The 25,365-nt window shown below is 58.2% G+C and carries 17 protein-coding genes; 7 read left to right on the top strand and 10 right to left on the bottom strand.

All coding sequences use genetic code 11. From position 1 onward, the window contains the following. The coding region (locus CA85_RS22730; RefSeq protein WP_222435506.1) for a hypothetical protein at window positions 1-250 on the bottom strand (250 nt) is incomplete at its 3' end. Between the two features lie 613 nt (window positions 251-863). Here CA85_RS22730 and CA85_RS22725 point away from each other — a divergent pair. Together CA85_RS22725 and CA85_RS22720 are read left to right on the top strand one after the other, a co-directional pair. Further along, window positions 864-1,280 carry a BlaI/MecI/CopY family transcriptional regulator gene (locus CA85_RS22725; protein WP_146393687.1) on the top strand — a complete coding sequence of 139 codons (417 nt, stop codon included), beginning with the start codon at window positions 864-866 and terminating at the stop codon, window positions 1,278-1,280. Window position 1,281: 1 nt separating this feature from the next. Further along, complete coding sequence (locus tag CA85_RS22720) at window positions 1,282-3,843, top strand: M56 family metallopeptidase (protein WP_146393685.1); 2,562 nt, start codon at window positions 1,282-1,284, stop codon at window positions 3,841-3,843. A gap of 561 nt (window positions 3,844-4,404) precedes the next feature. Here the strand turns inward: CA85_RS22720 and CA85_RS22715 are convergent. The 3 genes from CA85_RS22715 to CA85_RS22705 form a co-directional block, all read right to left on the bottom strand. Beyond that, entirely contained in the window at window positions 4,405-5,052 is a 648-nt protein-coding gene (locus CA85_RS22715; protein WP_186775148.1) for a Uma2 family endonuclease, read from the bottom strand. Between the two features lie 283 nt (window positions 5,053-5,335). Next, window positions 5,336-6,721 carry a phospholipase D-like domain-containing protein gene (locus tag CA85_RS22710; protein ID WP_146393682.1) on the bottom strand — a complete coding sequence of 462 codons (1,386 nt, stop codon included), beginning with the start codon at window positions 6,719-6,721 and terminating at the stop codon, window positions 5,336-5,338. Window positions 6,722-6,760: 39 nt separating this feature from the next. Further along, complete coding sequence (locus CA85_RS22705; protein ID WP_146393680.1) at window positions 6,761-7,192, bottom strand: DoxX family protein; 432 nt, start codon at window positions 7,190-7,192, stop codon at window positions 6,761-6,763. 814 nt (window positions 7,193-8,006) lie between these two features. Here CA85_RS22705 and CA85_RS22700 point away from each other — a divergent pair. Together CA85_RS22700 and CA85_RS22695 are read left to right on the top strand one after the other, a co-directional pair. After that, window positions 8,007-8,222 carry a hypothetical protein gene (locus tag CA85_RS22700; RefSeq protein ID WP_146393678.1) on the top strand — a complete coding sequence of 72 codons (216 nt, stop codon included), beginning with the start codon at window positions 8,007-8,009 and terminating at the stop codon, window positions 8,220-8,222. A 174-nt stretch (window positions 8,223-8,396) separates the two neighbouring features. Beyond that, the gene (locus tag CA85_RS22695; RefSeq protein WP_146393676.1) at window positions 8,397-9,629 is read left to right on the top strand and encodes a DUF1559 family PulG-like putative transporter; all 1,233 of its coding nucleotides are present in this window, start codon (window positions 8,397-8,399) and stop codon (window positions 9,627-9,629) included. Between the two features lie 72 nt (window positions 9,630-9,701). On the opposite strand, the gene CA85_RS22690 is transcribed toward CA85_RS22695, so the two are convergent. From CA85_RS22690 to CA85_RS22680, 3 genes are read right to left on the bottom strand one after another with little or no spacing between them, the layout of a single operon-like run. Beyond that, the gene (locus CA85_RS22690) at window positions 9,702-11,396 is read right to left on the bottom strand and encodes a hypothetical protein (RefSeq protein ID WP_146393674.1); all 1,695 of its coding nucleotides are present in this window, start codon (window positions 11,394-11,396) and stop codon (window positions 9,702-9,704) included. Further along, window positions 11,393-12,337 carry an ABC transporter ATP-binding protein gene (locus tag CA85_RS22685; protein ID WP_146393672.1) on the bottom strand — a complete coding sequence of 315 codons (945 nt, stop codon included), beginning with the start codon at window positions 12,335-12,337 and terminating at the stop codon, window positions 11,393-11,395. Before CA85_RS22685 ends, CA85_RS22690 begins: the two co-directional genes overlap by 4 nt. After that, window positions 12,334-12,744 (bottom strand): GntR family transcriptional regulator, encoded by a 411-nt coding sequence (locus CA85_RS22680; protein ID WP_146393670.1) that lies wholly within the window; start codon window positions 12,742-12,744, stop codon window positions 12,334-12,336. The genes CA85_RS22685 and CA85_RS22680 overlap by 4 nt, the downstream gene beginning before the upstream one ends. Window positions 12,745-13,064: 320 nt before the next feature. On the opposite strand from CA85_RS22680, the gene CA85_RS22675 reads away from it, so the two are divergent. The 3 genes from CA85_RS22675 to CA85_RS22670 all read left to right on the top strand — a co-directional run bounded on the left by CA85_RS22675 (window position 13,065) and on the right by CA85_RS22670 (window position 23,335). Next, on the top strand, window positions 13,065-14,630 hold the full coding sequence (locus CA85_RS22675) for a sulfatase (protein ID WP_146393668.1): 1,566 nt from the start codon (window positions 13,065-13,067) through the stop codon (window positions 14,628-14,630). Window positions 14,631-14,768: 138 nt separating this feature from the next. Beyond that, a complete protein-coding gene (locus CA85_RS25205; RefSeq protein ID WP_186775146.1) occupies window positions 14,769-14,933 on the top strand; it encodes a hypothetical protein in 165 nt (54 codons plus the stop codon). 425 nt (window positions 14,934-15,358) lie between these two features. Next, complete coding sequence (locus tag CA85_RS22670; protein ID WP_186775145.1) at window positions 15,359-23,335, top strand: beta strand repeat-containing protein; 7,977 nt, start codon at window positions 15,359-15,361, stop codon at window positions 23,333-23,335. A gap of 535 nt (window positions 23,336-23,870) precedes the next feature. Here the strand turns inward: CA85_RS22670 and CA85_RS22665 are convergent. The 3 genes from CA85_RS22665 to rpsR all read right to left on the bottom strand — a co-directional run bounded on the left by CA85_RS22665 (window position 23,871) and on the right by rpsR (window position 25,274). Beyond that, window positions 23,871-24,326 (bottom strand): hypothetical protein, encoded by a 456-nt coding sequence (locus CA85_RS22665; RefSeq protein WP_146393664.1) that lies wholly within the window; start codon window positions 24,324-24,326, stop codon window positions 23,871-23,873. A 33-nt stretch (window positions 24,327-24,359) separates the two neighbouring features. Then, window positions 24,360-24,812, bottom strand: a complete 453-nt coding sequence (locus tag CA85_RS22660) for an acyl-CoA thioesterase (RefSeq protein ID WP_246113083.1) — start codon at window positions 24,810-24,812, stop codon at window positions 24,360-24,362. Window positions 24,813-24,995: 183 nt separating this feature from the next. Then, window positions 24,996-25,274 carry a 30S ribosomal protein S18 gene (gene rpsR / locus CA85_RS25900; RefSeq protein ID WP_246113082.1) on the bottom strand — a complete coding sequence of 93 codons (279 nt, stop codon included), beginning with the start codon at window positions 25,272-25,274 and terminating at the stop codon, window positions 24,996-24,998. Window positions 25,275-25,365: the final 91 nt, after the last annotated feature.

Raw genomic sequence — 25,365 nt, 5'->3', positions numbered from 1 at the left:
GCAGCTGGGGGCTGTAGCGTTGCTCGACGGCTTGCGGCGAAATGCTCACCCCCAAACTGGCGGCGGTGTCAGCGATGTGATCCGCACCGGCGCGAGGATCTGAAAGAAATCCGAGGATGAACGCCTGAGCTAAAGAAACGGGTGAAAACTTCCTAACGCGTTTGACGCATTTGGCGACATCATTGGCCTCAACGGCAACGGTCGAAAAAGTGGTCTGTAGTAAATCGGCCAGCGCCGTTATTCTGTCCATGCGGAAACTCCGTTCTCCGAGGTGACGAGGTTGCAATTCAAGTCACTTTATGAACGGTTTTCCGCTTTTTTTATAGATCAATCCTTAACTTGATGCCTATGAGGTCAGCGCAGCGCCACCTGCGGTTGTTCCGATTAGCGGCTCTCACCCTACTTCGCATGCGGAAATCGGCGGAAGGCAATCGAAATAGAGACGCTGCGCACTGAAGCCGGCTAGGCAAGTGGATCCGAGGGGCACTTGTTGTGCGAGAGTCTTGACCGCCGTTCGACTCGGACGCAAACTACCGTTGATTCAATGAAACCAGCCTTGACTCGGCTGTCAAAACGCTATGTTCTCCTGGTTTTTACAGGGAAACCTCGATTGATACTACGGTTTTCTCTTTTCAAAACGCTGCTTCTCGATTGGCACATACATGAGGGAGCAAGCTTGTGAGGAACTGGCAGAGCAAGACGTGCCTGCGGCATCGCGGGGAAATGGCCTGACCGCCAGGCACGCCGCCCCACAGGAAAACGAGCTCCCACCGGCGCCGGGGTAATTCACTTGACATGGCTACATAATGTAGTCACCATAATGGCTACGCTCTGTAACCATCGTTGCAAAAGGTAGCTTTACCATGGATACGAATCAGCCAGATTTACCGGCCTTGTCCGAGTCGCAGCTTGAGATCATGGAGATCATCTGGGATTTGGGCGAAGCGTCTGCTCGGAATGTTCGCCAGCGACTTCTGAACAAGCGCGAGGTTGCTCGCAATACCGTTCGCACCCTTCTGCAACGGATGGAAGAGAAGGGCTGGCTTACTCATCGTCAGCATGGGCGCACGTATCTGTACACCGCTACCCGATCTCGCGGATGCGCAGTGGGAAAACAGGTGATTGAAATGTTGGATCAAGTTTGTGGGGGATCGCCGGAGGCATTGATGGCAGCAATCATAAACTACCGTGGCCTGAGCTCAGCCGAACTCAATCGAATTCGCGAGATGCTCGACACGGCAAAAACTGAATCGAAAAACTCCCCAAAGCGAGGCAGGTAAAATGAACTGGCAAACGTATTTGTCGGGAACTCAATGGACGCATGCTGCTGGGTTCGCCATCTTGGCTGTCGTTCTGATTTCAACCCTATCGGTTTCCATCGCCCGCGTCGCTCGCAAGCGACCGACCTGGAAGCACGGCATCCTATTGTCGGCACTCGTGGCGTGTTTGCTCGCGGCGGCCTTAGGCACGATCACTGGGATTCGCCCGTTGTCGATCATCGCTGTACCCGTTGCAATAATCCCGAACATCGATGCGGCAGCGGTCACTGTCGGAGATAATTTGGTGTTGGACGACCCTGGACTCATTGGTGTGAAAACGCATCGAGCGGATTCACGTGAACGACCGGTTGCCGAGCCAGACCACACCTCCAGCACGTCAGTGATAAAGCCTGGTCTGGGAGCGAGTGATGGAGCGCTCGCGTCTCTTGAGTACCGTAGAGATTTTCAAATCCAATGGCCGATCATACTCGCGGCACTTTGGTCGTTTGGGACCGCTTGGTTGCTTGCGTTCGCTTTTCGTAGCCACCGCCGTGGTTGGTTGATTCGTCACTGGGCAACGCCACTGAACGTGGCCCGACTGCAGGCATGTTCGACCGTCGCCCGCGATCGTGTTAGATTGAAAAAGATGCCCGCGATTTTGCAGACCGCTGAAGTAGCCTCGCCTGTCGTGCATGGATGCCGCAAGCCAGTTGTTTTGCTCCCGATGGCCATGCTCGATTCCGTTTCGAACGATGAATTGACGGATATTCTTGTTCATGAGTTCGCACACGTTGTTCGTCGAGACACCATGGTGATTGCGGCCGAGACATTTGCGAGAGCCCTGTTTTGGCCGATCATTACGGTCCATCTCATGATTCGAGAACTGGGTCGTGCTCGTGAAGAAGTGTGCGACAATTTTGTACTCTCGTATCGCGATCCGATCACTTACGCTGGGACCCTTCTCAAGATCGCTCAGTCTCTAAAGCCAAGTCGTATTGTGATTCCTTCAGTAGGAGTTTTGCACTGGCGAGGAAGATTCGAGACGCGAGTCGCTGCGATCCTGGATCCGCAGCGGAGTCATTCGCACCATCTTTCGTTGCCCATCTTTATTTTGGTTGCGAGCCTGTTTGTCGCCGCGAGCATTGTGATTTCGGGCACTCGGCTCGTCGCCACGGAGAGGCCAAGCACGATTGAAACCACCGAAAAGAAGGAAACCAACGCGAAGGCAGTTGAATCGAAACCGGTGCAATCGACTCGCGTGATCACGGTCCGGGGCACGACGAAGAACCTGGAGGGAAATCCAATCGCTTACGCGAAAGTTCACTTGATCAGCCTACACACGCCACGTCAGCAAATCGCCGTGACGACCTCGGACGAAACCGGGAACTTTGTTTTCGAGGACGCTGTGATGCCGGTACGACCCGCAACCGGAGTCGGGTCTTTGAATGTCTTCGGATTCGCAGAAGGCTATGGGTTCATTTGGCATGGACTACAGCACGTCGCCCCTGGCGAACGTCCAGAACACGAAGCGAAAGGCCCATATGATAACAATTTCTTCAATGGAGAAGAGATTCGAATGGACTTGAACTTCCCACTGGAAAGAAAGTTATTCGGGCGCGTGCTTGACGACCAGAACGCTCCCGTCGTCGGCGCAGAGGTGTCGATCAACCATCTGGATTACCTTTATACCGAGGGACGGGCGATGCGCGTGATTGAACGTGAATTCTTTGGATTGAAGTTATTGCCGAAATCGAAACGTGTTGTTCAAACGGATGCGAATGGAAATTTCACCTTTACGGGGTTGCCGAAAGACACCGTCGCTTGGGTTCAATTGACCCATGACGACTACGCAGTACAGAAACGGTACGTCGCGATCACCGATCAAGCCATTTCGCAGTACAAGTATGTGATCAACTCCGGCATTACAGTTCGCGATGGCAAGGATGTTCGATTTCCTATCTTCAAGACTCAAGCCGTATCGATGAGTCCGATAGTGTTTCGTGTCGTTGCAAACGAATCGGTTTCAATTCGGATTATCGATGACCAAAACGCCCCGCTTGCTGACGCTTTGATTTTTGCAACATCAGGCGACCGAGGAACGGGGACATCGATATATCAGAAAACGGATGCCGAAGGTGTCGCCCGGTTGGCGCTGCCACCTGGCGAATACCGATTGTCGATTGATCCAGTAAAGCTGACGGAATTCGTTCCGTTCAAACATTCGCTGACGATCCATGCCGACAACGACAATCAACCAATGAACATCACGGCACCACGTGGGGCCGTACTGATCTTCAAAGCGATCGATGCCGACACAGGAAATCCGATCGCAGGCGTCAGTTTCTGGTGTGAGTTGGACGAAAGTGGGGGGAGCCACAGCGTTCAATCCTGGCCTGGCTATGGTAACGACCCGGTGACCGATAGAAACGGGGAATTGCGTATCGTCGTGAATCCAGGCACTCGAGAGTACGGCGTCGATGAGTTGGAAATGCCCACGGGCTACCGCTGCGAATTGCCCGTGCGAAACATCGACTGCCGGTCCGGGAGCACGCTAAGGGTCACATTTGAATTGCAGCAAGAATAGCCGTACAGCCCAATGGGGCAGGCAAGGTCTATCCGTGCCCTTTCGCTCTTTTCTTGGCATTTCGGGGCTCATTCGACACAAGCTTACAACGGCACGATGGTTAAGCGTTTTTTGTTCTGGCAACAGGCAAGAGCGGGGCAGTTTGTTCAGCGAATTCGTGTAGTTGAAAGATGCCTCAGGAGACCTTACATCATGTACCTTCGCACGCTTCGGTCAGAGGAACTCGAATGAATCATTCAAGCTCCTTTTCAGATTCGAGTCCCGGCTCCTTTCCCGCATTTGGAAAACGCCCATCCTTCGCTTTTTCTTGCACCTGACCACTCAATCAATCCGAGCGGTGGCTCGCCTCCAATCTGGGGCACTGCGAGCAGGGAACAGCTCCCCGTGCGTCCCATCGAATCATCGCTAAAACAGTCAGGGCGTCACTCGCAAGCATGCGGTGCCGCTTTTATCGACGCGACCAATCCAATCAAGGGCTGATCTTTGCGCCTCTGCGATTCTGTCAAATCACTTCCATCTGATCCTCCGATCACGCTGAGTTTGAGCGAATCCAACTCAGCATTACTCATTTCTCGCCGCGTCGTAGTCCTCTTCAGTTTCTTGTACGCCACTGGCGGTGAATTCGACACCGTCGTAGGCGTCGCTCATCGGCAAGGTGCAGTCAATGAACGGGAAGTCAATCTTGGTGTCGATCCCCTCGTAGGTCTCTCGCAAGAAACCGTCGCTGGTTCGCCGCATGGCGATCGCGAACGGGATGTGTTGTTCCAAGATGACGTAGCATTCCAGTGACGCGATCTTCAAGTAGACATTGAGCTTTTCATCCAGGTCATAGGCACGAGTCGATGGTGACAGGACTTCGATGATCAAAATCGGTTGGTCCTGAAACAGATCCGTAGGAGCGTTGCTTTTGCAAATGACCTGAAGATCAGGGTAATAGAACCGCTTTGAATGCTGCTGGGTGATGCGGAGCTTCATATCGGAGTCAAAGGGTCGGCAAGGCTTGCCTTTGAGCGAACTGCCAATGGCTAGTCCACAATTCATCTTCACGACATTATGACGGACCGTCGCTCCCGACATCGCGCGCACCCAGCCGTCAATGTACTCGCTCTTGGTGTCCGACAATTCCTCGGCGGCCAGATACTCGTCGACCGTGGTGAATTCAGGTTGCCCAGCAGCACTCATCGTTGGCTCCCCTGCGGTGACTGGCATTTTCAGTTGTCTCTGCTTCCGTGATTTCGATTTGCAATTCATTGTACAGCTAGGGATGGCGAGTTCCCAGCTCGTTTGCCGCGATGCCCGCAGGGAACCTCGGGTGAGGTGATTGCAGGCCCCTGCATGGGACGTCGATTCTCTTCATTCGGCGTTCTCGAGCCCCAACGGGGCGGCTGTATGAAAGCCCAGGGCATCGCCCTGGGTTTGGATAGCGAAATATTTCGGTAGCCCCAACGGGGTGGCCCTCATGTTCGCCCTTTCAAATGGCAGTCAAGTTGATTTACAGTTCCGACGCGAACAGTCGCACGGTGGTGGCCATCATGGCTCGGAAGGTGGATTGGTCGGTCACACCTTCCTCGCACTTGTCCATCAAGTCCGCATACCAATCGCTCAGTCTTTCGATGGTGGGTTGGTCGTGCACGACGACGGACAGTTCGTAGTTGAGAAAGAACGAGCGGACATCGAAGTTCGCCGAGCCGACCAGCGCGGTCATGTCATCGACGATGCCAAGTTTCGCGTGCACCATCCCGCCGCCATAGCGAAAGACTCGCCCGCCATGTTCGACGAGATCGCGGAAGTAGTCATAGCGAGCATAATCGACAGGGCGCAAGTCGCTGACTTGGGGCACCATGATCCGCACATCGATGCCGCGGCGACAGGCCAGTTCGAGGGCCCGCATCGCACTGGGCGGGGGCACACAGTAGGGTGTGCAAATCCAAATGCGTTTCTCGGCATGATGGATGGCAAACTGCCAGAAATCATCGAGGATTTCGGCCGGGCCGTCTGGCCCGATCGGCATCACGGTGAGCTGCGAAGTGGGCTCGCCTTCGATTGCCTCGGCATCTTCGAGTTTCGCTGGGGGTAGTTCCTCCTCGGTTTCAAAGTTCCAATCGCTGCAGAACACGGATTGCAACTGTGGTGCCGCTGGGCCTTCGATCCACAGGCTTAAATCGATCCAGGTATCCTCGGCGTCGCCATCGGTCATCTCATCTTCGACGATATTGGCGCCGCCCAAAATTGCTCGCTGGCCATCACAGACGGCGAGTTTGCGGTGGTTGCGAAAGTTCAGGTAGGCCAATCGGGAGAGCTGCGACATCGCTTTGAATCGTACCGCCCGGCCGCCCGCGTCGCGAAGCCTCTGCAGTTGCTCTTCGGGTACCATGAAAGAACCGAAACCGTCGACGAGCAGCCGTACCTGAACACCCGCCCGCGCCTTCTCACAAAGACGATCGACAATCAGGCTACTGGTTTGTTTGTCATCGAGGATGAACGTCGTGATGTAGATCGCCTCCTTGCCGCTTTCGATTAGGTCCAAGAACGCCTGACGCACGTCGCGGACGTCGGTGAGGATGCGGACGCGGTTTTTTTCGGTAGGTAGGCAGAGATCCCGCGACAGCAACATGCGTTCGAGGGCCGTGTCGGGGCGATCGTCGGATTCCGGTTGCCGCGGCATATCGACCAACCCACGAGACTCGTGCTCGGCCGAGACCTTGCGGCCACCGAGCCATAGGAACAACAGTAACCCGACCGGGGGCGAGAGCAGGACGAGTCCCATCCATCCCACCTTACCAACACTATGACGCTCTTGGTGGCGTATGATCGTCATGGCGATGATGGTCAGGAAGGCGCCAGCGACGGAGCTGAGATAGGCGACAATCCAAATCATGGTACCCTTCGCTCCGCAGTCATCGGGAAGCCAGAGGTTCTAGAAATCGCCGGACCTCTTCCGTTTCTCATCTGCTGGTTCGCGGTTGTCGAGGCTGAAGGCCCCTGATCCATTGGCGATGACGAACAGCATCGTGCCCATCAACGCGAGATTCTTCATGAACTGAATCATCTGTGTCTGACGCTCGGCGCCTTCGAGGGTCCAGAAGTCGTGGAAGTAATAGGTCGCCAGGACCAGGAACACCAATAACAGGGTGGCACCGATTCGAGCCTTGTAGCCAGCGATCAGCGACAACCCGCCAGCGATCAAAAAGACGATCGCACCGGCCAGCATCACTTTGGGCTGAGGCACACCTGCGGCCGCCATGTGCTCGCAAACCTGATTGAAATTAGGGATCTTGTTTCCCACGGCACTGAGCAAGAAGATTGTCGCAATCAGGATGCGACCGATAACCGAAACGATACCTTGCATGGATGCGCTCAGAGTGCTGTGGAAGAGGAAGATGACTTCGACCCCCACCATGATAGTCTTTTTAACAATCCCACCAACCCGGCAAACGGCAGTAGCATAGGCTTCCAGCCTGTGTAAGCCGCGCCCGTCCCTGAGCAGATTCGCAAAGCCGCATGAGCCGAGCTCTGCTGAAAATTTCGACTCTTGTGCCAGCGGGTGACGATGTGGGCGAATCGCGAATACGAGGAAACCAGTCGTTTTTTCCAAGACCGTTGCCACACGATGCGTTTGGCTGATGAGTTCTCGCTGCGTAGCGACTGACCGAGCACCAGCTTTCCGTCCCCCATGCTCTCTTCATTTACGGCTGATCCGACGGAAGCGTGCGCCCGAGGTTTTCAAGGCATGGCTCCCGTATCGAAGGATTTATTTGTGGGATGTGATTATCAATGTTAGACTGGCACTGCCGGGAGAAACGGAGCCGAGCTCTGCAGAGGTGCTGGCTTGGCAAGGGATATCTCGGTCGCCAGCGTTTCCCTGCAAAAGCGGTACGCCAATGGTGTTGTCGGTCCCTGGCGAGCGTTTGTTCGTCAGGGACGCATTTTTGAACGATCATTGGATACGAGAGCCATGCCTCAAAAAACCTTCCGCTGTGCTCTGCGCACGCTTCGGTCGGATGAACCTCATTTACGTGGTTTTGTGTCGTTTTATGTTACTGAAAACGGTGTGCAGCGGCGAGTCGGCCGGGTACAATAGCGGGTGCGTATTGGTTATTCCCCCCATTGCTGTGGGAGTAACCAAATGTGAAGCTTCATTCTTTTTTTCGCGACATTATAAGATGCGTTCTATCTTTTGGCGACGGTTCCGATCTGCCGCCCTGATTGCTCCACTGTTACTGGTTGGCTGTTCCGGCGAGCCCACCCCCAATGCATCGACCAATGAGATCCAGGACTACCTGGCAGAGAACCCCGATGCTGTGGTTAGCGATGAAGACAAGGCTCCCAGCGAGGAGGAGCAGTATCAGATGTCCGAGGAACTCGCACCGACACAATGACTGGTTCGGTCGAATCGAAGTATCCCACCGGGGTGTTGTGTTGGTCGGCGCTGAGCGATCATCACGTTGCTGGCGATCGACTCAGCCTGAATTTTCTTGTGCACGGAGGGATCGGCAGGCTACGTTTAAGCTTGCGCCCCCTCGTCATATTTTTTCTTTTTTGGAGACAGTGCAATGGCTAATCGTCAAACGCGTGTCGGATTCACACTCGTTGAGTTATTGGTGGTGATTGCCATCATCGGAGTCTTGGTGGGATTGTTGCTTCCCGCCGTACAAGCGGCGCGTGAGGCCGCCCGGCGAATGAGTTGCAGTAACAACGTCAAACAGATTGGTTTGGGACTACACAACTACCATTCGGCCTTCCAGCAACTGCCGGTGCAACGCGGCGGAACGTCACTGGTCTTTGGCAACAATGACCCACAGTCACGCGTGCCTACTACAATCAACGGGACGCACGGTGGCAACAACCTCAATAACCTGAGCGCCCTGGTACCGCTCACCGCTTTCATCGAACAGCAACCTCTCTGGCAACAAATCAGCAACCGCTTTGCCGTGACGGATCCACCGTCGGCTGCGGGGACTTACTATTTTAGCGCAATGGGTCCCAATCCCGACATCAACCTGAGCCAGCAGGGGACTTATCGCTACGACCCCTGGATGACGGATATTCCTACCTTTCGTTGTCCAAGTGACCCCGGCACAGGGTTGCCTGGACAGGGCCGAACCAATTACGGAGTTTGCGTGGGAGACGCTCTGGGGTTGCAAAATGATGGGGGAATTAATCAGAACGGGACGGTCAACGCCGTTCGTTTACCGCGTGCCCGGACCAGTTGTCGGGGGATGTTCTTTCCGCGAAACGCGATGCGTTTTCGCGATGTACTCGACGGTCTCGCCAATACGATCATGGCGGGTGAACTCAATACCGACCTCGGTGATCGCCACGCGACCAGCCAGGCTGTCAACGGCAGCAGTGGCGGTAGCATCATCAACGACCCTTCACGATGCCGCAATTACGTCGATCCGAACCGACCACAATTTTGGCAGTCCGGCGCACCTTTGAGTGGTGGCAGCCAGCAACAACGAGGTCTGAAATGGGCCAGCGGCTACACCATCAACACCGGAATCACGACAATCCTGCCTCCCAATAGCCCGCTCTGTACGCATGGCAATGGAACTTGGCGAGAAACCGGGGCGCCCCCGAGCAGCCGGCATCAAGGTGGTGTGCATGTCCTGATGGGCGATGGCGCGGTCAAATTCATCACCGATTCCATCGAAGCGGGAAACCCCAAAGCCGGAAACATCTGGTGGGGAGCCAGCGGCGCTCGCGCACCAGGCCAACCAAGTCCCTATGGTTTATGGGGAGCCCTGGGCACCCGAGCGCTCCGCGAGGTCACTGGCGAGTTCTAAACAGATCTTCTCTGCTCTGAAAACATGGCATTGGCTTCCAGCCTGTGAATTTTATCCACACAGGCTGGAAGCCTATGTTACCTGATGGTGACGGTTGGCTCGGACGGCCAGCGGCCCGGCAAACCAAACCGATAGCGGGATCGCCAGCGATGTCGCCATCAACACCGTGACAAACCGCACGCCACCGAGTGGCCAGAGGGCGTACCAAGCCACCGCTGCCAAAACCACTGCGACACACCACCCGGTGATCCCCGAGGCAAGCTCACGCCACGAGAACATGTTCTTGCTCGCCAGCCAGACCACGCTGGCATCAAAGAGCAACTTGGCGACGATAGCGAGATAGAAGAGCTGGTAGGACCACTGCAGCCAATCGTCGAGGCTGCGGCGGACGTGTTCCCAGTCCCCTTGCTGCATAAACCAGCTCAAGCAACTGATCAGGGTAACGATGCTCGCCATGCAGACGACTCCGATCGTCCACAAAACGAGCGATTGCCTACCTCTGAGCAAGACGCAGCCTTGGCGTAGAGTGAGCCCAAGCATGGTTACCAAGATGGCGAGATAAATCGCGACGACGATTCGTAGGGGAGTCAGCGACGACGCACTGTCTGCTGCGAGCTGGGTCCACCACTGCGAGGCGGCCACGCGGTTGCTCGGCCAAATGAAACAAGTCATCCACAGCAGAGTCATGACGCCTATCGCGGCAGGGTATTCCCTCAAGTAGGCACGCAGCCGCACCCAGGCGATCGTCCGCGTGGGCAATGGGCTAGCGATCAGATAGCTCGGCAGCGAGCTGCGGGCTCCCCACACCGTCGGCTCAAACCTTGCAGACACGGTCCAGCCGACGATGATCGTGACGAACATCAAGGTGATGATCGCAGTGACGGATGAAAACGGCACAAGAAAAATCAAAATGGCGATGACGGGGGAAATCATCAATACCTGCCGTAACTTCGTTGCACGGGATCGCTTGCTGTCGTACCAGTCCAGTGCGTCCACACAGCCGGGGAAAGACCGTGAGGTTGCCGCCACTGCCCGATCGCAGGCAGCCGCTGTCGTGAACTTGGATTGCTGGGACCCTGTCTGCTGGGAATCTGTCTGCTGGAACGCCGCGACCCGAGCGAGCTTCACGCTGGAGTAGGCAATCGCAATCGACGCGATGTAGCAGGCCACGATCCCGAAGGCTGCCCATGGCATCCATTCTGGAATACTCGCGAACACGATCATCGCCCCCAAGCCAACGAAATACAACATTGGAATGGCGACAATCAGTAACGCGATCCGCAGCCATGCGGCGCGAAAGGGCATCCACACGAGAGAACACATGGCAATCGCACACGCCGACATGCCGAGCGATTGAGGAACGATCACCAGTGCAAAGGGCGGGATGTCCTGACCTCCAAACATCTGGACGATGAGCAAGACAATCGCCCACAGCATTGAAATCCAAGCGGTGATCAATCCGGCCGGGATGATAGCGAGCTTCCAGTTGACGATCGGTTGGCGAAGTAGCCATGGATCGTAGCCGCTGGTCGGGTCGAGCAAGCTTGATTTGCGCGAAAATCCGAACAGGGCGAGCGAACCGAACAGGCCAGAGAGCAACGCGAGGTAGCCAACGCTCGCTGTCATTCTCGCCAACCACATCGGTGCTCGCGAAATCCAGAGCAGCGGCGTGAAAATGGCCGAAACAAGCAAAGCCGAAAAGAGGAGCAGCAGAAAAATCCGATACCGGGTCCAGGCGTACTTCGTCAATGCGTAGGTTGCGTTCATGCTGAAAGCTCCTCCACCGCGGGCGTTCGGGGAATCGTAGCCAGCTCCCGGTCGTTGACCCGTGCTGAAAACCAACGCTCGAGACTGAGAGGGCGGACCTCGTGAACGAGCTCACCGCCAATCTCGCGCCGTAGTGTCGCTTCATCGGGGTAAGCTCTGCGATCGACTGCGACGGACCACTCCCGCCCACGGTTCTGCCAACCGAAGAAACCAGGCAGTTCGCGTTGGGCCAGGTCATCGATGGAGAGCTCACCGACCACCTCACAGTAACGTTCTGGCAACTGCTCCGTCGCGATCACTTCCAACAGCCGCCCGCCGCCGATCACACCGACCGTGTCACATACCCGCGAAACCTCGTCGAGCAGGTGGCTGGAGAACAACACCGTGCGGCCTTCGTCCGATGCCGTCCGCACGACCGCTTCGAGGATGTCCTGGCGGGCGATCGGGTCCAAACCGTAGCTCGGTTCGTCGAGAATCAAGAGCTGCGGCCGGTGGGCCAATGCGACCAGCAATCCGGCTCGGGCACGCCCACCCTTGGACATGTCGGCGAGCTTGGTAGATCGGTCCAATGAGAACTGCTCCAACAGTTTGTCGCAGAGCTGGTCGTCCCAGTTGCGATAGAGGGCACGCATGAAATCAATCAGCTCACCGACCCGCATCCAACGCGGCAGGACATCCTCTTCAGCGACGTACCCAACATGCTGCATGACGCTTTCGGGTGTCTGCGTCGGGTCTTCGCCGAGCACCCGCACACGACCCGTTCGCGGGCGCAGTCCACCAATCAAATGCCGGATCAAGGTCGTTTTACCAGCCCCGTTGAGACCGACCAGCCCGAAGACACACCCGGTCGGGATAGAGAGAGTGACGTCGTGCAGCGCCTCGCTACGCCGGAATGCACAACTGAGATGATCGATTTCGATCGCAGGATGGGAAACACTCATTTGGATTCCTTGGCAGGAGTAGGAATGGGGGCATCGTGGAGTTTGGCGTTGCGTTGGGTCATCTGCGCCAGCAGATCATCGAGCGGCACGCCGAGCTGTTTGGCTTGCACGAGAACGCGATCAATGTGCGGCGCGATCAAACGCCGCCGCTCGGCTGCGGTCAACTTCGCCTCGCTCGCTGCGACGAAGGTGCCGACGGTGCGGCGTTTCTCAACGAGACCCTCGTTCTCCAACTCCCGGTAGGCCCGCGCCACTGTGTTCGGGTTCACTCGGCTGCTCTCGGCCAGCCCACGGATCGTCGGCAACTCGTCGCCGACGCCGAGCTGCCCAGAGACAATCCGGTAACGAATCTGCTCGACGATCTGTTGATAGATCGGCGGCCCGTCGGTCGTGATGTGCAACAACATCTTGTTTCCTTGTGTTAATTCAATAGTACAAGGTCGGGTTGGCGGAGTCAAACGAAATTCTGTTGAGCCAGAGCCGACAGGCTCTGCTGTCATGCGGGACAAGCCCCCATGGGAGCGGGGTGAACGCTTCGCTTTTCTGATCACAAAACGGGGGCGCCCTGTCAGACAAGCGGACAGCGGATCCGGTTTTTGGGGGGGGCAACAGATTTTCATCCCCGCCACCGACATCGTCTGAGCCGATACACTGGGCGTCATTCCTTCCCCCATCGTCAGTCGATTCGATGAAGTCAATTTCCTTCGTCATTTTGCGAGTTGCCCCCATGCCCATTCGATTTGCCCGTCGGTTCGTCTCTCCCGCAATCCATCGCGTCGCTCTTATTTTGCTGGTGGCGGTCGTCGGTAGTCGCGCCTTCGCAGCGTCGGGGCAATCTCAGCAGTCCGGTGCGGCAGGTAAGCCTGTGATTGCAGCGGCGCCTCAAACTCCCAATGTGCTATTCATTGCTATCGATGACATGAACGATTGGACTGGATTTCTAGGAGGGCATCCGCAGGCCCATACGCCCAACATGGATGCACTGGCGCGTCGCGGGGTGAGTTTCACCAACGCGCACTGCGTCGCGCCGGCCTGTTCACCGTGTCGTCTGGGGTTGCTTTATGGGGTTGAGCCGTTTCACTCCGGTCTGTACCCGTTCTACAATCACCAAGAGATCCAATCTTGGGTAACCAAACGCTACACCAGCCTACCCAAGACGCTGCGTGATCAGGGTTTCGAGACGTTTGGTGCGGGCAAGATCTTTCACTCCAGCGCCCACTTCGACATCGATTGGTCGGACTATCACAAGCCGCAATCAAAGAAGCTCGTCTACAAGCCTGAGCAGGGGTACCAGATTGGCAAGTCGAAGAAGATGGCGTTCTGTCCCACGACCAACCCGCTACCAGAGCATCCCGACTATCAAGTCGCTGATTACGGCATCGATGTAATCAACCGCGAACATGACAAACCCTTTTTTCTCGCGGTGGGGATCGTCAAACCTCACTTGGCGTTCGTCTGTCCAGAACAGTTCTTCGACTTGATTGAACAGCCTGTTGAACCGCCGCCGATCCAAAGCCGGGACTTGGTCGACGTGCCCTGGGTCGGCCGGTCGATGGCCAAGCTCAGTGATGACCTCAAGTTTCGCAACGACGAAGCTTGGCAACGCGTGCGGCACGCCTACTTGGCCTGCAACGCTTGGGCGGATTTCAATATCGGTCGTGTCCTCGATGCCCTCGCGGCCAGTCCACATGCGGACAATACCGTGGTCGTTCTCTGGTCCGACCATGGATACCACCAGGGCGAGAAACGGAGCTTCCGTAAGTTTTCCTTGTGGGAGGAATCGACTCGCGTTCCGCTGATCATCTACGATCCACGCCGTCATCAGGGTGAGCCGGCCGATTGCGTCCAACCCGTTTCTCTCATCGATCTGTACCGCACGGTAGACGATTTAGCTGGCGTCGAAACGCCATCCTACGTCGACGGTGACAGCTTGTTGCCGCAACTAAATGATCCCACTGAAGTGATTACCGAGCCCGCCATCACGACCTGGGGGCGCGGCAATTACAGCTTGCGAGACGCCCGCTATCGCTACACCCGGTACTACGATGGCGGCGAGGAGCTCTACGACCACCAGACCGACCCGCAGGAATGGAACAACCTGGCGGAGGATCCCGATCACCAAGACGTCAAGCAACGTCTGGCGGAGTTCTTGCCACAGAACGAAGCCCCACTGCACCGCGAAGGCGTCGGCTTGTGGAACGTCATCGACGCCGACCGGCCCAGCAAACTCAAGAAGTTTCAACAAAACACTTGGCCCAACTTCGCCAAGAAGCTCCAGCCTGAAATTCAATAAGCAACGCACGATCAATTTCTGTCGTAGTGGACGAGGCGACGAGTCCTGCGGCTTTGGACTCGTCGCCTCGTCCACTACTATAACCGACACTTATTCATCGTGTGTTGCTAAGCTGCTGCTGCGATCTTCTCGCTGTTCGTGCCGGATACTTCAGCGTTCGAGAAGATCGGGAGCCTCTTGCTCTCGCTCTTTGCTTTAGCGTTTGGGCTGCTGATGATTTATCTCTATTACGTTGCCCTGATGGCGATGGTCGAGTTGGTGCGGGGCGTCAAGGACATCGAGCGGAATACACGCCCGGACTGACAGTGGTTTCACGCGTTGCTGCGTCCTGAGCAGGCAGACGCGGTGAAAGTAATCAGTTTCCGCTGAGAAACTCTAAATTTCTTTCGTAGCGGTGGGCAACGTCACAACGACTCAGTGTGGCTTCAAGCCCCGCTCAAGGCCGGTTTGCGGCAGCCGCAGCGCAGTCACGGCATGATAGATGCGGCCAGTCTCGCGCACGCCAGGCGAAAGGGGGGTAATGGGCAATCCTGTTAAACTGAATTCCTCATCGCCTGCATCGAGCCGACGTTCTGTATCATGCACAGCGTTGGTGATTCGCTACTGGACCGTCCCTACACCTGGAGTAACTCATGCTTGGACTCAAACGACTCACATTGGCTGCTAATCGCGCAGGTCGCGCTCCGTTCCGGCCGCGCCGCGACTCGCGGGCGCCGCAGCGGCGGTCAATGGCTCGTCGTGTCCTCGCTGAGCAATTGGAGGATCGCCGGCTGTTGGCGGCCTATGTCGTCGACACCAGCATTGATGCCGTTGACGCAACCGATGGTGTGGTGAGCCTGCGAGAAGCGATCCAGGCGGCGAATACGAACGCAGTTGTCGGTGATGCAGCGGCCGGCGAATCGGCCGTGCCGGACGCGATTACCTTCGCTGATGGGCTGTCGACGATCACGCTCAATAGTCAGTTGGCAATTACCGAGTGGCTCGCGATTTCGTTGGGCGATGCTGCCGATGTCACGATCAGCGGGAACGACCTGTCGCGGATTTTCTACGTGGATACCGAGGGTGGCCCGGAGCGGGGAGACGTCTCGATTTCAGGTTTGACTTTGACCGGTGGTTCTGCAGAATCAGGTGGTGCAATCTACGTTCCTGCTGGTCAAAATCTGACGCTCGACTCGGTCACCTTGATGCAGAATGTGGCGACGGGAAGTGATGTCGGGCAGGGTGGTGGAGCGATCTACAATGCGGGCCAGCTCAGCATACGCGGCGGAGTCATCAGCGAGAACGCTGCGACTGGCACGTCCGGCAGTGGTGGCGGCGTGCTCAACGATGGCGGTAGGCTGACGGTTGAGAACGGTACGGTGATCTCGGACAACCGTGCCAATCGAGCCGGTGGCGGTATTGAGACGGTCGGGGTCTTGGGCACTGCGTTGAGGGGCGATGTGATACTCGACGGAGTGACGCTGCAAGACAATACGGTCAACACCGAGGGTGCGACTGGTAACCCGGGCAACGGCGGTGGGTTGCACATTACAGGCTCCGGAGTTGTGACGATCAGCGGCGGTGAGGTGACTGGCAACTCTGCTGTTGAAGGCGGAGGGTTATGGAACTCGGGTGTCGGCACGCTAAGCGTCACCGGTGCGACCATTTCCGGGAACACGGCCAGCGGCGATGCTGCCGACAACGGCGGTGGCGGCGTTTTCAACGACGGTGGCATAACCACTATTTCTGGCGGCACGATCAGCGACAACGTTGCCGACGGTACGAGCGGCAGCGGCGGTGGTGTGCTCAATAATGGGGGCACGCTGACGATCGACAACGGCACCATCCTCTCAGGCAACCGCGCCAATCGTGCCGGTGGCGGGATCGAGACCGCCGGCGGTGATGTGACACTCGATGATGTGATCCTTCGCGATAACACAGTCAACACCGAAGGCGCAACCGGCAACCCGGGCAACGGCGGTGGGCTGCACATTGGAGGTGAGGGAGTCGTCGCGATCAACGGCGGTGAAGTGACTGGCAACTCTGCTGTCGAAGGCGGAGGGTTATGGAACTCGGGTGTCGGCACGCTAAGCGTCACCGGCACGACCATTTCTGGGAACACGGCCAGCGGCGATGCCGCCGACAACGGCGGTGGCGGCGTTTTCAACAATGGCGGCGTGACCATTATTTCTGGCGGCACGATCAGCGACAACGTTGCCGACGGTACGAGCGGCAGCGGCGGTGGTGTGCTCAATAATGGCGGGACGCTGACGATCGACAACGGCACGATTCTCTCGGGCAACCGCGCCAACCGGGCCGGCGGCGGGATCGAGACCGCCGGCGGCGATGTGACACTCGATGATGTGATCCTTCGAGACAACACAGTCAACACCGAAGGCGCAACCGGCAACCCCGGCAACGGCGGTGGGCTGCACATCGGAGGTGACGGAGTCGTCATGATTAGCGGCGGTGAAGTGACTGGCAACTCTGCTGTCGAAGGCGGCGGTCTATGGAACTCCGGTGCGGGGGTTCTGAACGTGGACGGCACGCTGATCGCCGACAACACGGCCGTTCGAGGCGGTGGTGTCTACCAGCAAGAGACAGCTACGACCGAATCATTTACCGTGGACCTGGATACTCTCAACGGTGCCTACGGTTCGACCGCGTCCGGAACAGCGACGATTACGCTCGATACCTCGGACGTAACGGGGCCTGAGAGCGGTACGGCGACCATTCGGGTTCAAATCAACGCGACCGGACTCCCTGATTTGACGGACGTCGAGGGCGGCATTCATGTCGCTCACATTCATGGCCAGTTCGCGGGCAATGCCGACCGCCCGGCGGCCGATCAAGGCGATGGCCCATTCTTCGACGGTGAAGGTGGAGCGGCCAATGGCTTCCCGCCGAGCGATTCGACGACGCCGACCACAGCAGACGACGGCGCCAACAACATTGACGAGTCGGGTGAGTTGGGGCAGTCTGCTGACTTCTTGGATTTCTTCGAGGGGCGTCCTGACTACGGGCCAGTCGTGTTGAACCTGAGTGCGAATCAGCTGGACTCGGCGCCCGACGGCACACCTCCGCTGACGTTCTTCTTCGAGCAACTCGCTGCGGGAAACATTGACGCCGGGGCTGAGTTCCCCGTCGGTACGACGTTCAATCGGGACACGACTTACACGTTTGACCTCAGTGACGCCGACGCACGTCGCCAGTACAACAACCTGACACCACTGGACACGCGCGAGATCGTGCTGCATGGACTCGTAGTTCCGACGGAGGTATCCGATGCGATTGATGCGGCCACGGGCGCCACACCGGGCAGTCCAACGGCGGGCGTCGACCAAGGCGACGGCACGTCGTTTCGTCGTACGGCCCCGATTGCCGCTGGCAAGATTGGCGAAGCGTCGGGCATGACCACAATCACCGATGCCACGATCACCGGCAACACTGCGACGGGTGATCTGGCGACCGAGGGTGGCGGCGGGATCTACAATGAGGGCGGCACACTCAACGTGAGTGGCTCGACGATCGCCTCGAATGCCGCCAGCGGTACGTTGGGCAGCGGTGGTGGGATTTTCAGTTTGGACGGTGAAGTCTCGCTGAACGCGACCACCATCGGTGGTGAGTTGGAGGGTTCTGGCAACACGGCCAATCGTGCCGGTGGCGGAATCGAAGTTGTCGACGGCCAGGTGTCGCTCGAAGGTTTCGGAAGCCTTTCCAACAACTTCGCCGGAATCAACGGTGGCGGCGTGCACATCACGGGTGCTGCCACGGTGGACTCTTCGCAGACCACCTACACCGACAACACCGCTGCGAGCGAGGGCGGCGGTCTGTGGAATTCAGCCACAGGAACAATCAATATTGATGGCGGTATCATCTCGGACAATGTCGCCAGCGGTGATGAAGCAGACAACGGTGGCGGCGGGATTTTCAATGACGGTGGCTTGGTCACGACCTTCGGCGGCGTGATCAGCGACAATGTTGCCGACGGCACAAGCGGCAGTGGCGGCGGCGTGCTCAACGATGGCGGAACGCTGGAGTTTGGCAACGGCACGATTCTTTCAGGCAACCGCGCCAATCGTGCCGGTGGCGGGATCGAGACCGCCGGCGGCGATGTGACACTCGATGATGTGATCCTTCGCGATAACACAGTCAACACCGAAGGCGCAACCGGCAACCCGGGCAACGGCGGTGGGCTGCATATCGGAGGTGAGGGAGTCGTCGCGATCAACGGCGGTGAAGTGACTGGCAACTCTGCTGTCGAAGGCGGAGGGTTATGGAACTCGGGTGTCGGCACGCTAAGCGTCACCGGTGCGACCATCTCCGGGAACACGGCCAGCGGCGATGCTGCCGACAATGGCGGTGGCGGCGTTTTCAACAATGGCGGCGTGACCATTATTTCTGGCGGCACGATTAGCGACAACGTTGCCGATGGTACGAGCGGCAGCGGCGGTGGTGTGCTCAATAATGGCGGGACGCTGACGATCGACAACGGCACGATTCTCTCGGGCAACCGCGCCAATCGTGCCGGCGGTGGGATCGAGACCGCCGGCGGCGATGTGACACTCGACGACGTGATCCTTCGAGACAACACAGTTAACACCGAAGGCGCAACCGGCAACCCCGGCAACGGCGGTGGGCTGCACATTGGAGGTGAGGGAGTCGTCATGATTAGCGGCGGTGAAGTGACTGGCAACTCTGCTGTCGAAGGCGGCGGTCTATGGAACTCCGGTGCGGGGGTTCTGAACGTGGACGGCACGCTGATCGCCGACAACACGGCCGTTCGAGGCGGTGGTGTCTACCAGCAAGAGACAGCTACGACCGAATCATTTACCGTGGACCTGGATACTCTCAACGGTGCCTACGGTTCGACCGCGACCGGAACAGCGACGATTACGCTTGATACCTCGGACGTAACGGGGCCTGAGAGCGGTACGGCGACCATTCGGGTTCAAATCAACGCGACCGGACTCCCTGATTTGACGGACGTCGAGGGCGGCATTCATGTCGCTCACATTCATGGCCAGTTCGCGGGCAATGCCGACCGCCCGGCGGCCGATCAAGGCGATGGCCCATTCTTCGACGGTGAAGGTGGAACGGCCAATGGCTTCCCACCGAGCGATTCGACGACGCCGACCACAGCAGACGACGGCGCCAACAACATTGACGAGTCGGGTGAGTTGGGGCAGTCTGCTGACTTCTTGGATTTCTTCGAGGGGCGTCCTGACTACGGGCCGGTCGTGTTGAACCTGAGTGCGAATCAGCTGGACTCGGCGCCCGACGGCACACCTCCGCTGACGTTCTTCTTCGAGCAACTCGCTGCGGGAAACATTGACGCCGGGGCTGAGTTCCCCGTCGGTACGACGTTCAATCGGGACACGACTTACACGTTTGACCTCAGTGACGCCGACGCACGTCGCCAGTACAACAACCTGACACCACTGGACACGCGCGAGATCGTGCTGCATGGACTCGTAGTTCCGACGGAGGTATCCGATGCGATTGATGCGGCCACGGGCGCCACACCGGGCAGTCCAACGGCGGGCGTCGACCAAGGCGACGGCACGTCGTTTCGTCGTACGGCCCCGATTGCCGCTGGCAAGATTGGCGAAGCGTCGGGCATGACCACAATCACCGATGCCACGATCACCGGCAACACTGCGACGGGTGATCTGGCGACCGAGGGTGGCGGCGGGATCTACAATGAGGGCGGCACACTCAACGTGAGTGGCTCGACGATCGCCTCGAATGCCGCCAGCGGTACGTTGGGCAGCGGTGGTGGGATTTTCAGTTTGGACGGTGAAGTCTCGCTGAACGCGACCACCATCGGTGGTGAGTTGGAGGGTTCTGGCAACACGGCCAATCGTGCCGGTGGCGGAATCGAAGTTGTCGACGGCCAGGTGTCGCTCGAAGGTTTCGGAAGCCTTTCCAACAACTTCGCCGGAATCAACGGTGGCGGCGTGCACATCACGGGTGCTGCCACGGTGGACTCTTCGCAGACCACCTACACCGACAACACCGCTGCGAGCGAGGGCGGCGGTCTGTGGAATTCAGCCACAGGAACAATCAATATTGATGGCGGTATCATCTCGGACAATGTCGCCAGCGGTGATGAAGCAGACAACGGTGGCGGCGGGATTTTCAATGACGGTGGCTTGGTCACGACCTTCGGCGGCGTGATCAGCGATAATGTTGCCGACGGCACAAGCGGCAGTGGCGGCGGCGTGCTCAACGATGGCGGAACGCTGGAGTTTGGCAACGGCACGATTCTTTCAGGCAACCGCGCCAATCGTGCCGGTGGCGGGATCGAGACCGCCGGCGGCGATGTGACACTCGATGATGTGATCCTTCGCGACAACACAGTCAACACCGAAGGCGCAACCGGCAACCCGGGCAACGGCGGTGGGCTGCATATCGGAGGTGAGGGAGTCGTCGCGATCAACGGCGGTGAAGTGACTGGCAACTCTGCTGTCGAAGGCGGAGGGTTATGGAACTCGGGTGTCGGCACGCTAAGCGTCACCGGTGCGACCATCTCCGGGAACACGGCCAGCGGCGATGCTGCCGACAATGGCGGTGGCGGCGTTTTCAACAATGGCGGCGTGACCATTATTTCTGGCGGCACGATTAGCGACAACGTTGCCGATGGTACGAGCGGCAGCGGCGGTGGTGTGCTCAATAATGGCGGGACGCTGACGATCGACAACGGCACGATTCTCTCGGGCAACCGCGCCAATCGTGCCGGCGGTGGGATCGAGACCGCCGGCGGCGATGTGACACTCGATGATGTGATCCTTCGAGACAACACCGTCAACACCGAAGGCGCAACCGGCAACCCCGGCAACGGCGGTGGGCTGCATATTGGCGGTGAGGGAGTCGTGACGATCACGAATAGTACCGTGACGGGCAACTCGGCTGTCGAAGGTGGTGGGCTTTGGAACAGTGGCGCGGGCACGCTCACTGTTGATTCATCCACCGTGGCGGATAATGCGGCCGATGATGGTGGTGGTGTCTACAGTTCCGGTACCGACGGTGATATCACTGTGACCAACTCCACGATCGCGGGCAACACAGCGATTAACGAAGGAGGCGGGATTGCGAGCGAGGGAGGCAACGTGGTGCTAACGAGCGTCACGATTGCTGAGAACTCCGCGGCCACGGGCGGCGGCATTCAATCTGACGGCGGGATCGTTTCGGCAATCAATGCGTTGATAGCATCCAATACTGCTTCGACGGGGCCCGATATTGCTGGCGAATTAACCAGTAACGGAAACAACTTGGTCAGTGACACAACCGATACCAATTTGATCAGTGCATCGACGTCCGACTTGCTGGATGTGGATGCTCGGTTGGAATCGCTCGCCGACAACGGTGGTCCGACGCAGACGATCGCCTTGCAGGCCGGCAGCCCCGCTCTCGGTGCTGGCGTGGCTGCAGGATTGACTGTTGATCAAAGAGGAGTCGCCCGCCCGCAAGGAAACGGTATCGACATCGGAGCTTACGAATCGGCGCTCAATGCGCCCGGAGTATCCATGCTGTCGATCTCGCCAGCGAACGCCGATCGAGCCGAAGGTGACACGGGCTCGACGCCGCTCACGTTCACCGTCACGCGTAGTGGCGAGACCTCGACGGCGGCGTCCGTTGACTACACGGTTTCAGGATCAGGTTCCAATCCCGCCAATGCAGGCGACTTCGTCAGTGGATTACCAGTTGGGACGATCGATTTCGTCGCCGGACAGACCTCTCAAGTGCTGACGATTGAAGTCTCTGGAGATCGCACGGCCGAGCAGGACGAGGGATTCACTGTGACGCTAAGCAATGCGTCGGCCGGTGCAGCGATTGCCGAGGATGTCGCATCGGGAGTGATTCGCGATGACGACCGTGTCGATGGTGACACTCGAATTGTGGTACCCACTCAAGTCGTCCGGCCTCACGTGATCCCTGGCGACGGCGTCCCCACGGCGATCATTTTCCAAGCCGTCACCGATGCCACGGTAACGGTGTTTCCGGTGGGAATCGCTTCGGTAACTGAAACAGTGTGGATTGTTGACGGGGATACGCTGCAGATTAGCGAGTATATCGACGGAGCCGCGACGGCCGAGGTGACTGCGGGAGGCCTCTACTCGATCATTTTTGAGCCTCAAAGCGAGGATCGAATTTTCTCAGTTCGTTCATCCGCCGGGATCGACTCGTTGTCCAACGAGCCCGCGACCAATATCGTGCAGCCCACGGATACCTCCGCCAACGGAGAGACAACTGCCCTCGATGCGTTGAGAATCATCAACGCACTCAATCAGCGTGATGGTGCCAGTGGCGAACCGCTCTTAGCGGGAGGGGCATCCAACGCGTTCTTGGACGTCAACCGAGACAGCTCGATCACGGCGTTGGACGCACTCGTTGTGATCAACTATCTCAATCGCCAAGACGCAGGCCTAGCTGGGAACCCCAGCGGCGAGAGTCTCGCGGCAGCCCCACAGCAGGAGTTCTCCGCCGCTGCGGTGGGTGCAGCCCAGCAAGCAGACGATTCTGCTATCGATCAAGCTTTTGCAGGAGAGACGACTCCAGCGGGCTGGTCGCCGACAAGCGAGTCGGCCGAGCAGACGATTGCCGCGAGCGTCCCAGCGATGACCGCCACAGACGTCGATGCGGCCTTAGAAGCCGACGACGACGATGCTGACGACCGGCTCGCCCTGCTCGGAGACACCAACCCATTGGCTGGAGTGGTGTAAGAAAGTAGCCAGACGGCTCCGCCCGTCTGAGCTGGGGAAGAGAGTGCTGGATTCTCGCGACGGTCGGAGCCGTCGGTCGACTATGTAGCCAGACGGCTCCGCCCGTCTGAGCTGGGGGGAAGAGAGTGCTGGATTCTCGCGACGGTCGGAGCCGTCGGTCGACAATGTAGCCAGACGGCTCCGCCCGTCTGAGCTGGGGGAAAGAGAGTGCTGGATGCTCGCGACGGTCGGAGCCGTCGGTCGACAATGTAGCCAGACGGCTCCGCCCGTCTGAGCTGGGAAGAGAGTGGTGGGTGCTCGCGACGGTCGGAGCCGTCGGTCGACAATGTAGCCAGACGGCTCCGCCCGTCTGAGCTGGGGGAAGAGAGTGGTGGGTGCTCGCGACGGTCGGAGCCGTCGGTTGACAAAGTAGCCAGACGGCTCCGCCCGTCTGAGCTGGGGAGAGAGAGTGCTGGATTCTCGCGACGGTCGGAGCCGTCGGTCGACTATGTAGCCAGACGGCTCCGCCCGTCTGAGCTAACGAAGGCGTTCCCGGTTATTCGCAGTCGCGGATTTGCTTGAGCAACGCTGTGAAAACCATTTCGTTGGCGTCAAAGTCCCGGCTTTCGGCTTGGAATTGGACCAAGATCCTGCCCGCGATCGGCATTTGGTCGCGGGTCGATGCGGGCGCGTCGAGTAGGACGATGCGCGAGAAGACGACGAGATCGAGATGATAGAAGCTAAGGTCGACGCAGCGTTCGTCGTCGGCGGCGCCGGTGAGGTGCACCTCGTCACTTTCCACATCGGTGTACTGCTCACGAAGCATATTGGTGATTTCATCAACCAATTCGTCATCGCCGCGTGTGATCGGCAGGGTCTCGATCGAAACAAACCCACCGCTAGGCAGATCAAACGTCGCTCCTTGATCACCTTCGTCGTCTCCACGGGGGACGAGCTTCCAGTTATCGGGATAGAGCAGTTTGAGGCCGAAGCCCTCAAAAGTGGCAGGCATGGGTGAGGTCACTCCACTAGAAATCGAGGTGTGTCAGGAAGAACTCGATGTGGTCAGCGCCAGACGCATTGGTTCAGGCACGGGGTTTTTGATGAGATTGCCGCCTGGAGCGAGTCGGCAGCAGACGACTGAGATTCGACCGACCGCGACGAGCCGGGAGCCACAGGCGATATTGTGGCGATAATGGATACTACTGGTACCAACTCGTTCGACAAACAGCGAGATATCGAGGACGTCTTCAAACCGAGCGGGCCCAAGATACTCACACGCCGCAGCCACGCGCGGCCATGTGAGGGTGTCAGGCGTCTCGTGATGCGGCAGTACGGAGACGCCGATCGACCGAAGAAACTCGTGCTCCACGGATTCCATCATCGGAAAGAATGCCGAAAAATGGACGATCCCCGCTGCGTCGGTATCGCGAAACTCCACGCGGCGACTCGTTTGGAATCGGGCGACTGGGTCGCCAGCCGCTTCAGGATCGTTCACAAGCGGCCTCAGAGAGTAGATGGTTAGCCAGTGCCTCGCCGGGCTGTCGATTAGTGAGCCGAGATGCGGAAGCGGCCGGGTGGGCGACGCTACCCGGGGCCTTACGGCCCTCGGCTCAACACTGCGGCGACAACGTCGATTAAATCGACCGCCCGCTACGGCGTTCGGTTTAAATGGACCGGACTACTCGCCGACGTAGGGCAGCAGGGCCATGAAACGAGCTCGTTTGACAGCTGCGGTAACCGCGTGCTGGCTGACGGCGGTACAACCGCTCTTACGGCGACCCATGATGCGACCTTGCCGGTTCACCATTTTCGACAGCAAATCGATGTCTTTGTAATCGACGTACATCGGTCGAGGGCGATGGCCATCGACGAAAATTGGGTCTTTCTTGCGGGTACGGCTGCGGACGCGTGAACGTTTGCGGGCACGGCTACGCGTGCTCATCGGGCGTGGAGGCATGGTTTTCCTGGAAATGGAAGGCGAATGGTCTTTATCGGTCGGCTCATTGAGACACGTGTCTCCAGTCGACTCGCCGAAGGGCCGCACATTG

Source organism: Allorhodopirellula solitaria (assembly GCF_007859855.1).
GTDB lineage: Bacteria > Planctomycetota > Planctomycetia > Pirellulales > Pirellulaceae > Rhodopirellula > Rhodopirellula solitaria.
Note: the sequence above shows the minus strand (reverse complement) of the source record. Positions and strands in the feature narration are given on the sequence as shown.

Excerpts from the sequence above, each read along its gene's own strand:
- CA85_RS22670 (WP_186775145.1), top strand. The coding sequence starts at position 15,359 with ATGGCTCGTCGTGTCCTCGCTGAGCAATTGGAGGATCGCCGGCTGTTG.
- CA85_RS22690 (WP_146393674.1), bottom strand. The coding sequence starts at position 11,396 with ATGAACGCAACCTACGCATTGACGAAGTACGCCTGGACCCGGTATCGG.
- CA85_RS22685 (WP_146393672.1), bottom strand. The coding sequence starts at position 12,337 with ATGAGTGTTTCCCATCCTGCGATCGAAATCGATCATCTCAGTTGTGCA.
- CA85_RS22695 (WP_146393676.1), top strand. The coding sequence starts at position 8,397 with ATGGCTAATCGTCAAACGCGTGTCGGATTCACACTCGTTGAGTTATTG.
- CA85_RS22705 (WP_146393680.1), bottom strand. The coding sequence starts at position 7,192 with ATGCAAGGTATCGTTTCGGTTATCGGTCGCATCCTGATTGCGACAATC.
- CA85_RS22700 (WP_146393678.1), top strand. The coding sequence starts at position 8,007 with ATGCGTTCTATCTTTTGGCGACGGTTCCGATCTGCCGCCCTGATTGCT.
- CA85_RS22675 (WP_146393668.1), top strand. The coding sequence starts at position 13,065 with ATGCCCATTCGATTTGCCCGTCGGTTCGTCTCTCCCGCAATCCATCGC.
- CA85_RS22715 (WP_186775148.1), bottom strand. The coding sequence starts at position 5,052 with ATGCCAGTCACCGCAGGGGAGCCAACGATGAGTGCTGCTGGGCAACCT.
- CA85_RS22665 (WP_146393664.1), bottom strand. The coding sequence starts at position 24,326 with ATGCCTGCCACTTTTGAGGGCTTCGGCCTCAAACTGCTCTATCCCGAT.
- CA85_RS22680 (WP_146393670.1), bottom strand. The coding sequence starts at position 12,744 with ATGTTGTTGCACATCACGACCGACGGGCCGCCGATCTATCAACAGATC.
- rpsR (WP_246113082.1), bottom strand. The coding sequence starts at position 25,274 with ATGCCTCCACGCCCGATGAGCACGCGTAGCCGTGCCCGCAAACGTTCA.
- CA85_RS22725 (WP_146393687.1), top strand. The coding sequence starts at position 864 with ATGGATACGAATCAGCCAGATTTACCGGCCTTGTCCGAGTCGCAGCTT.
- CA85_RS22720 (WP_146393685.1), top strand. The coding sequence starts at position 1,282 with ATGAACTGGCAAACGTATTTGTCGGGAACTCAATGGACGCATGCTGCT.
- CA85_RS22710 (WP_146393682.1), bottom strand. The coding sequence starts at position 6,721 with ATGATTTGGATTGTCGCCTATCTCAGCTCCGTCGCTGGCGCCTTCCTG.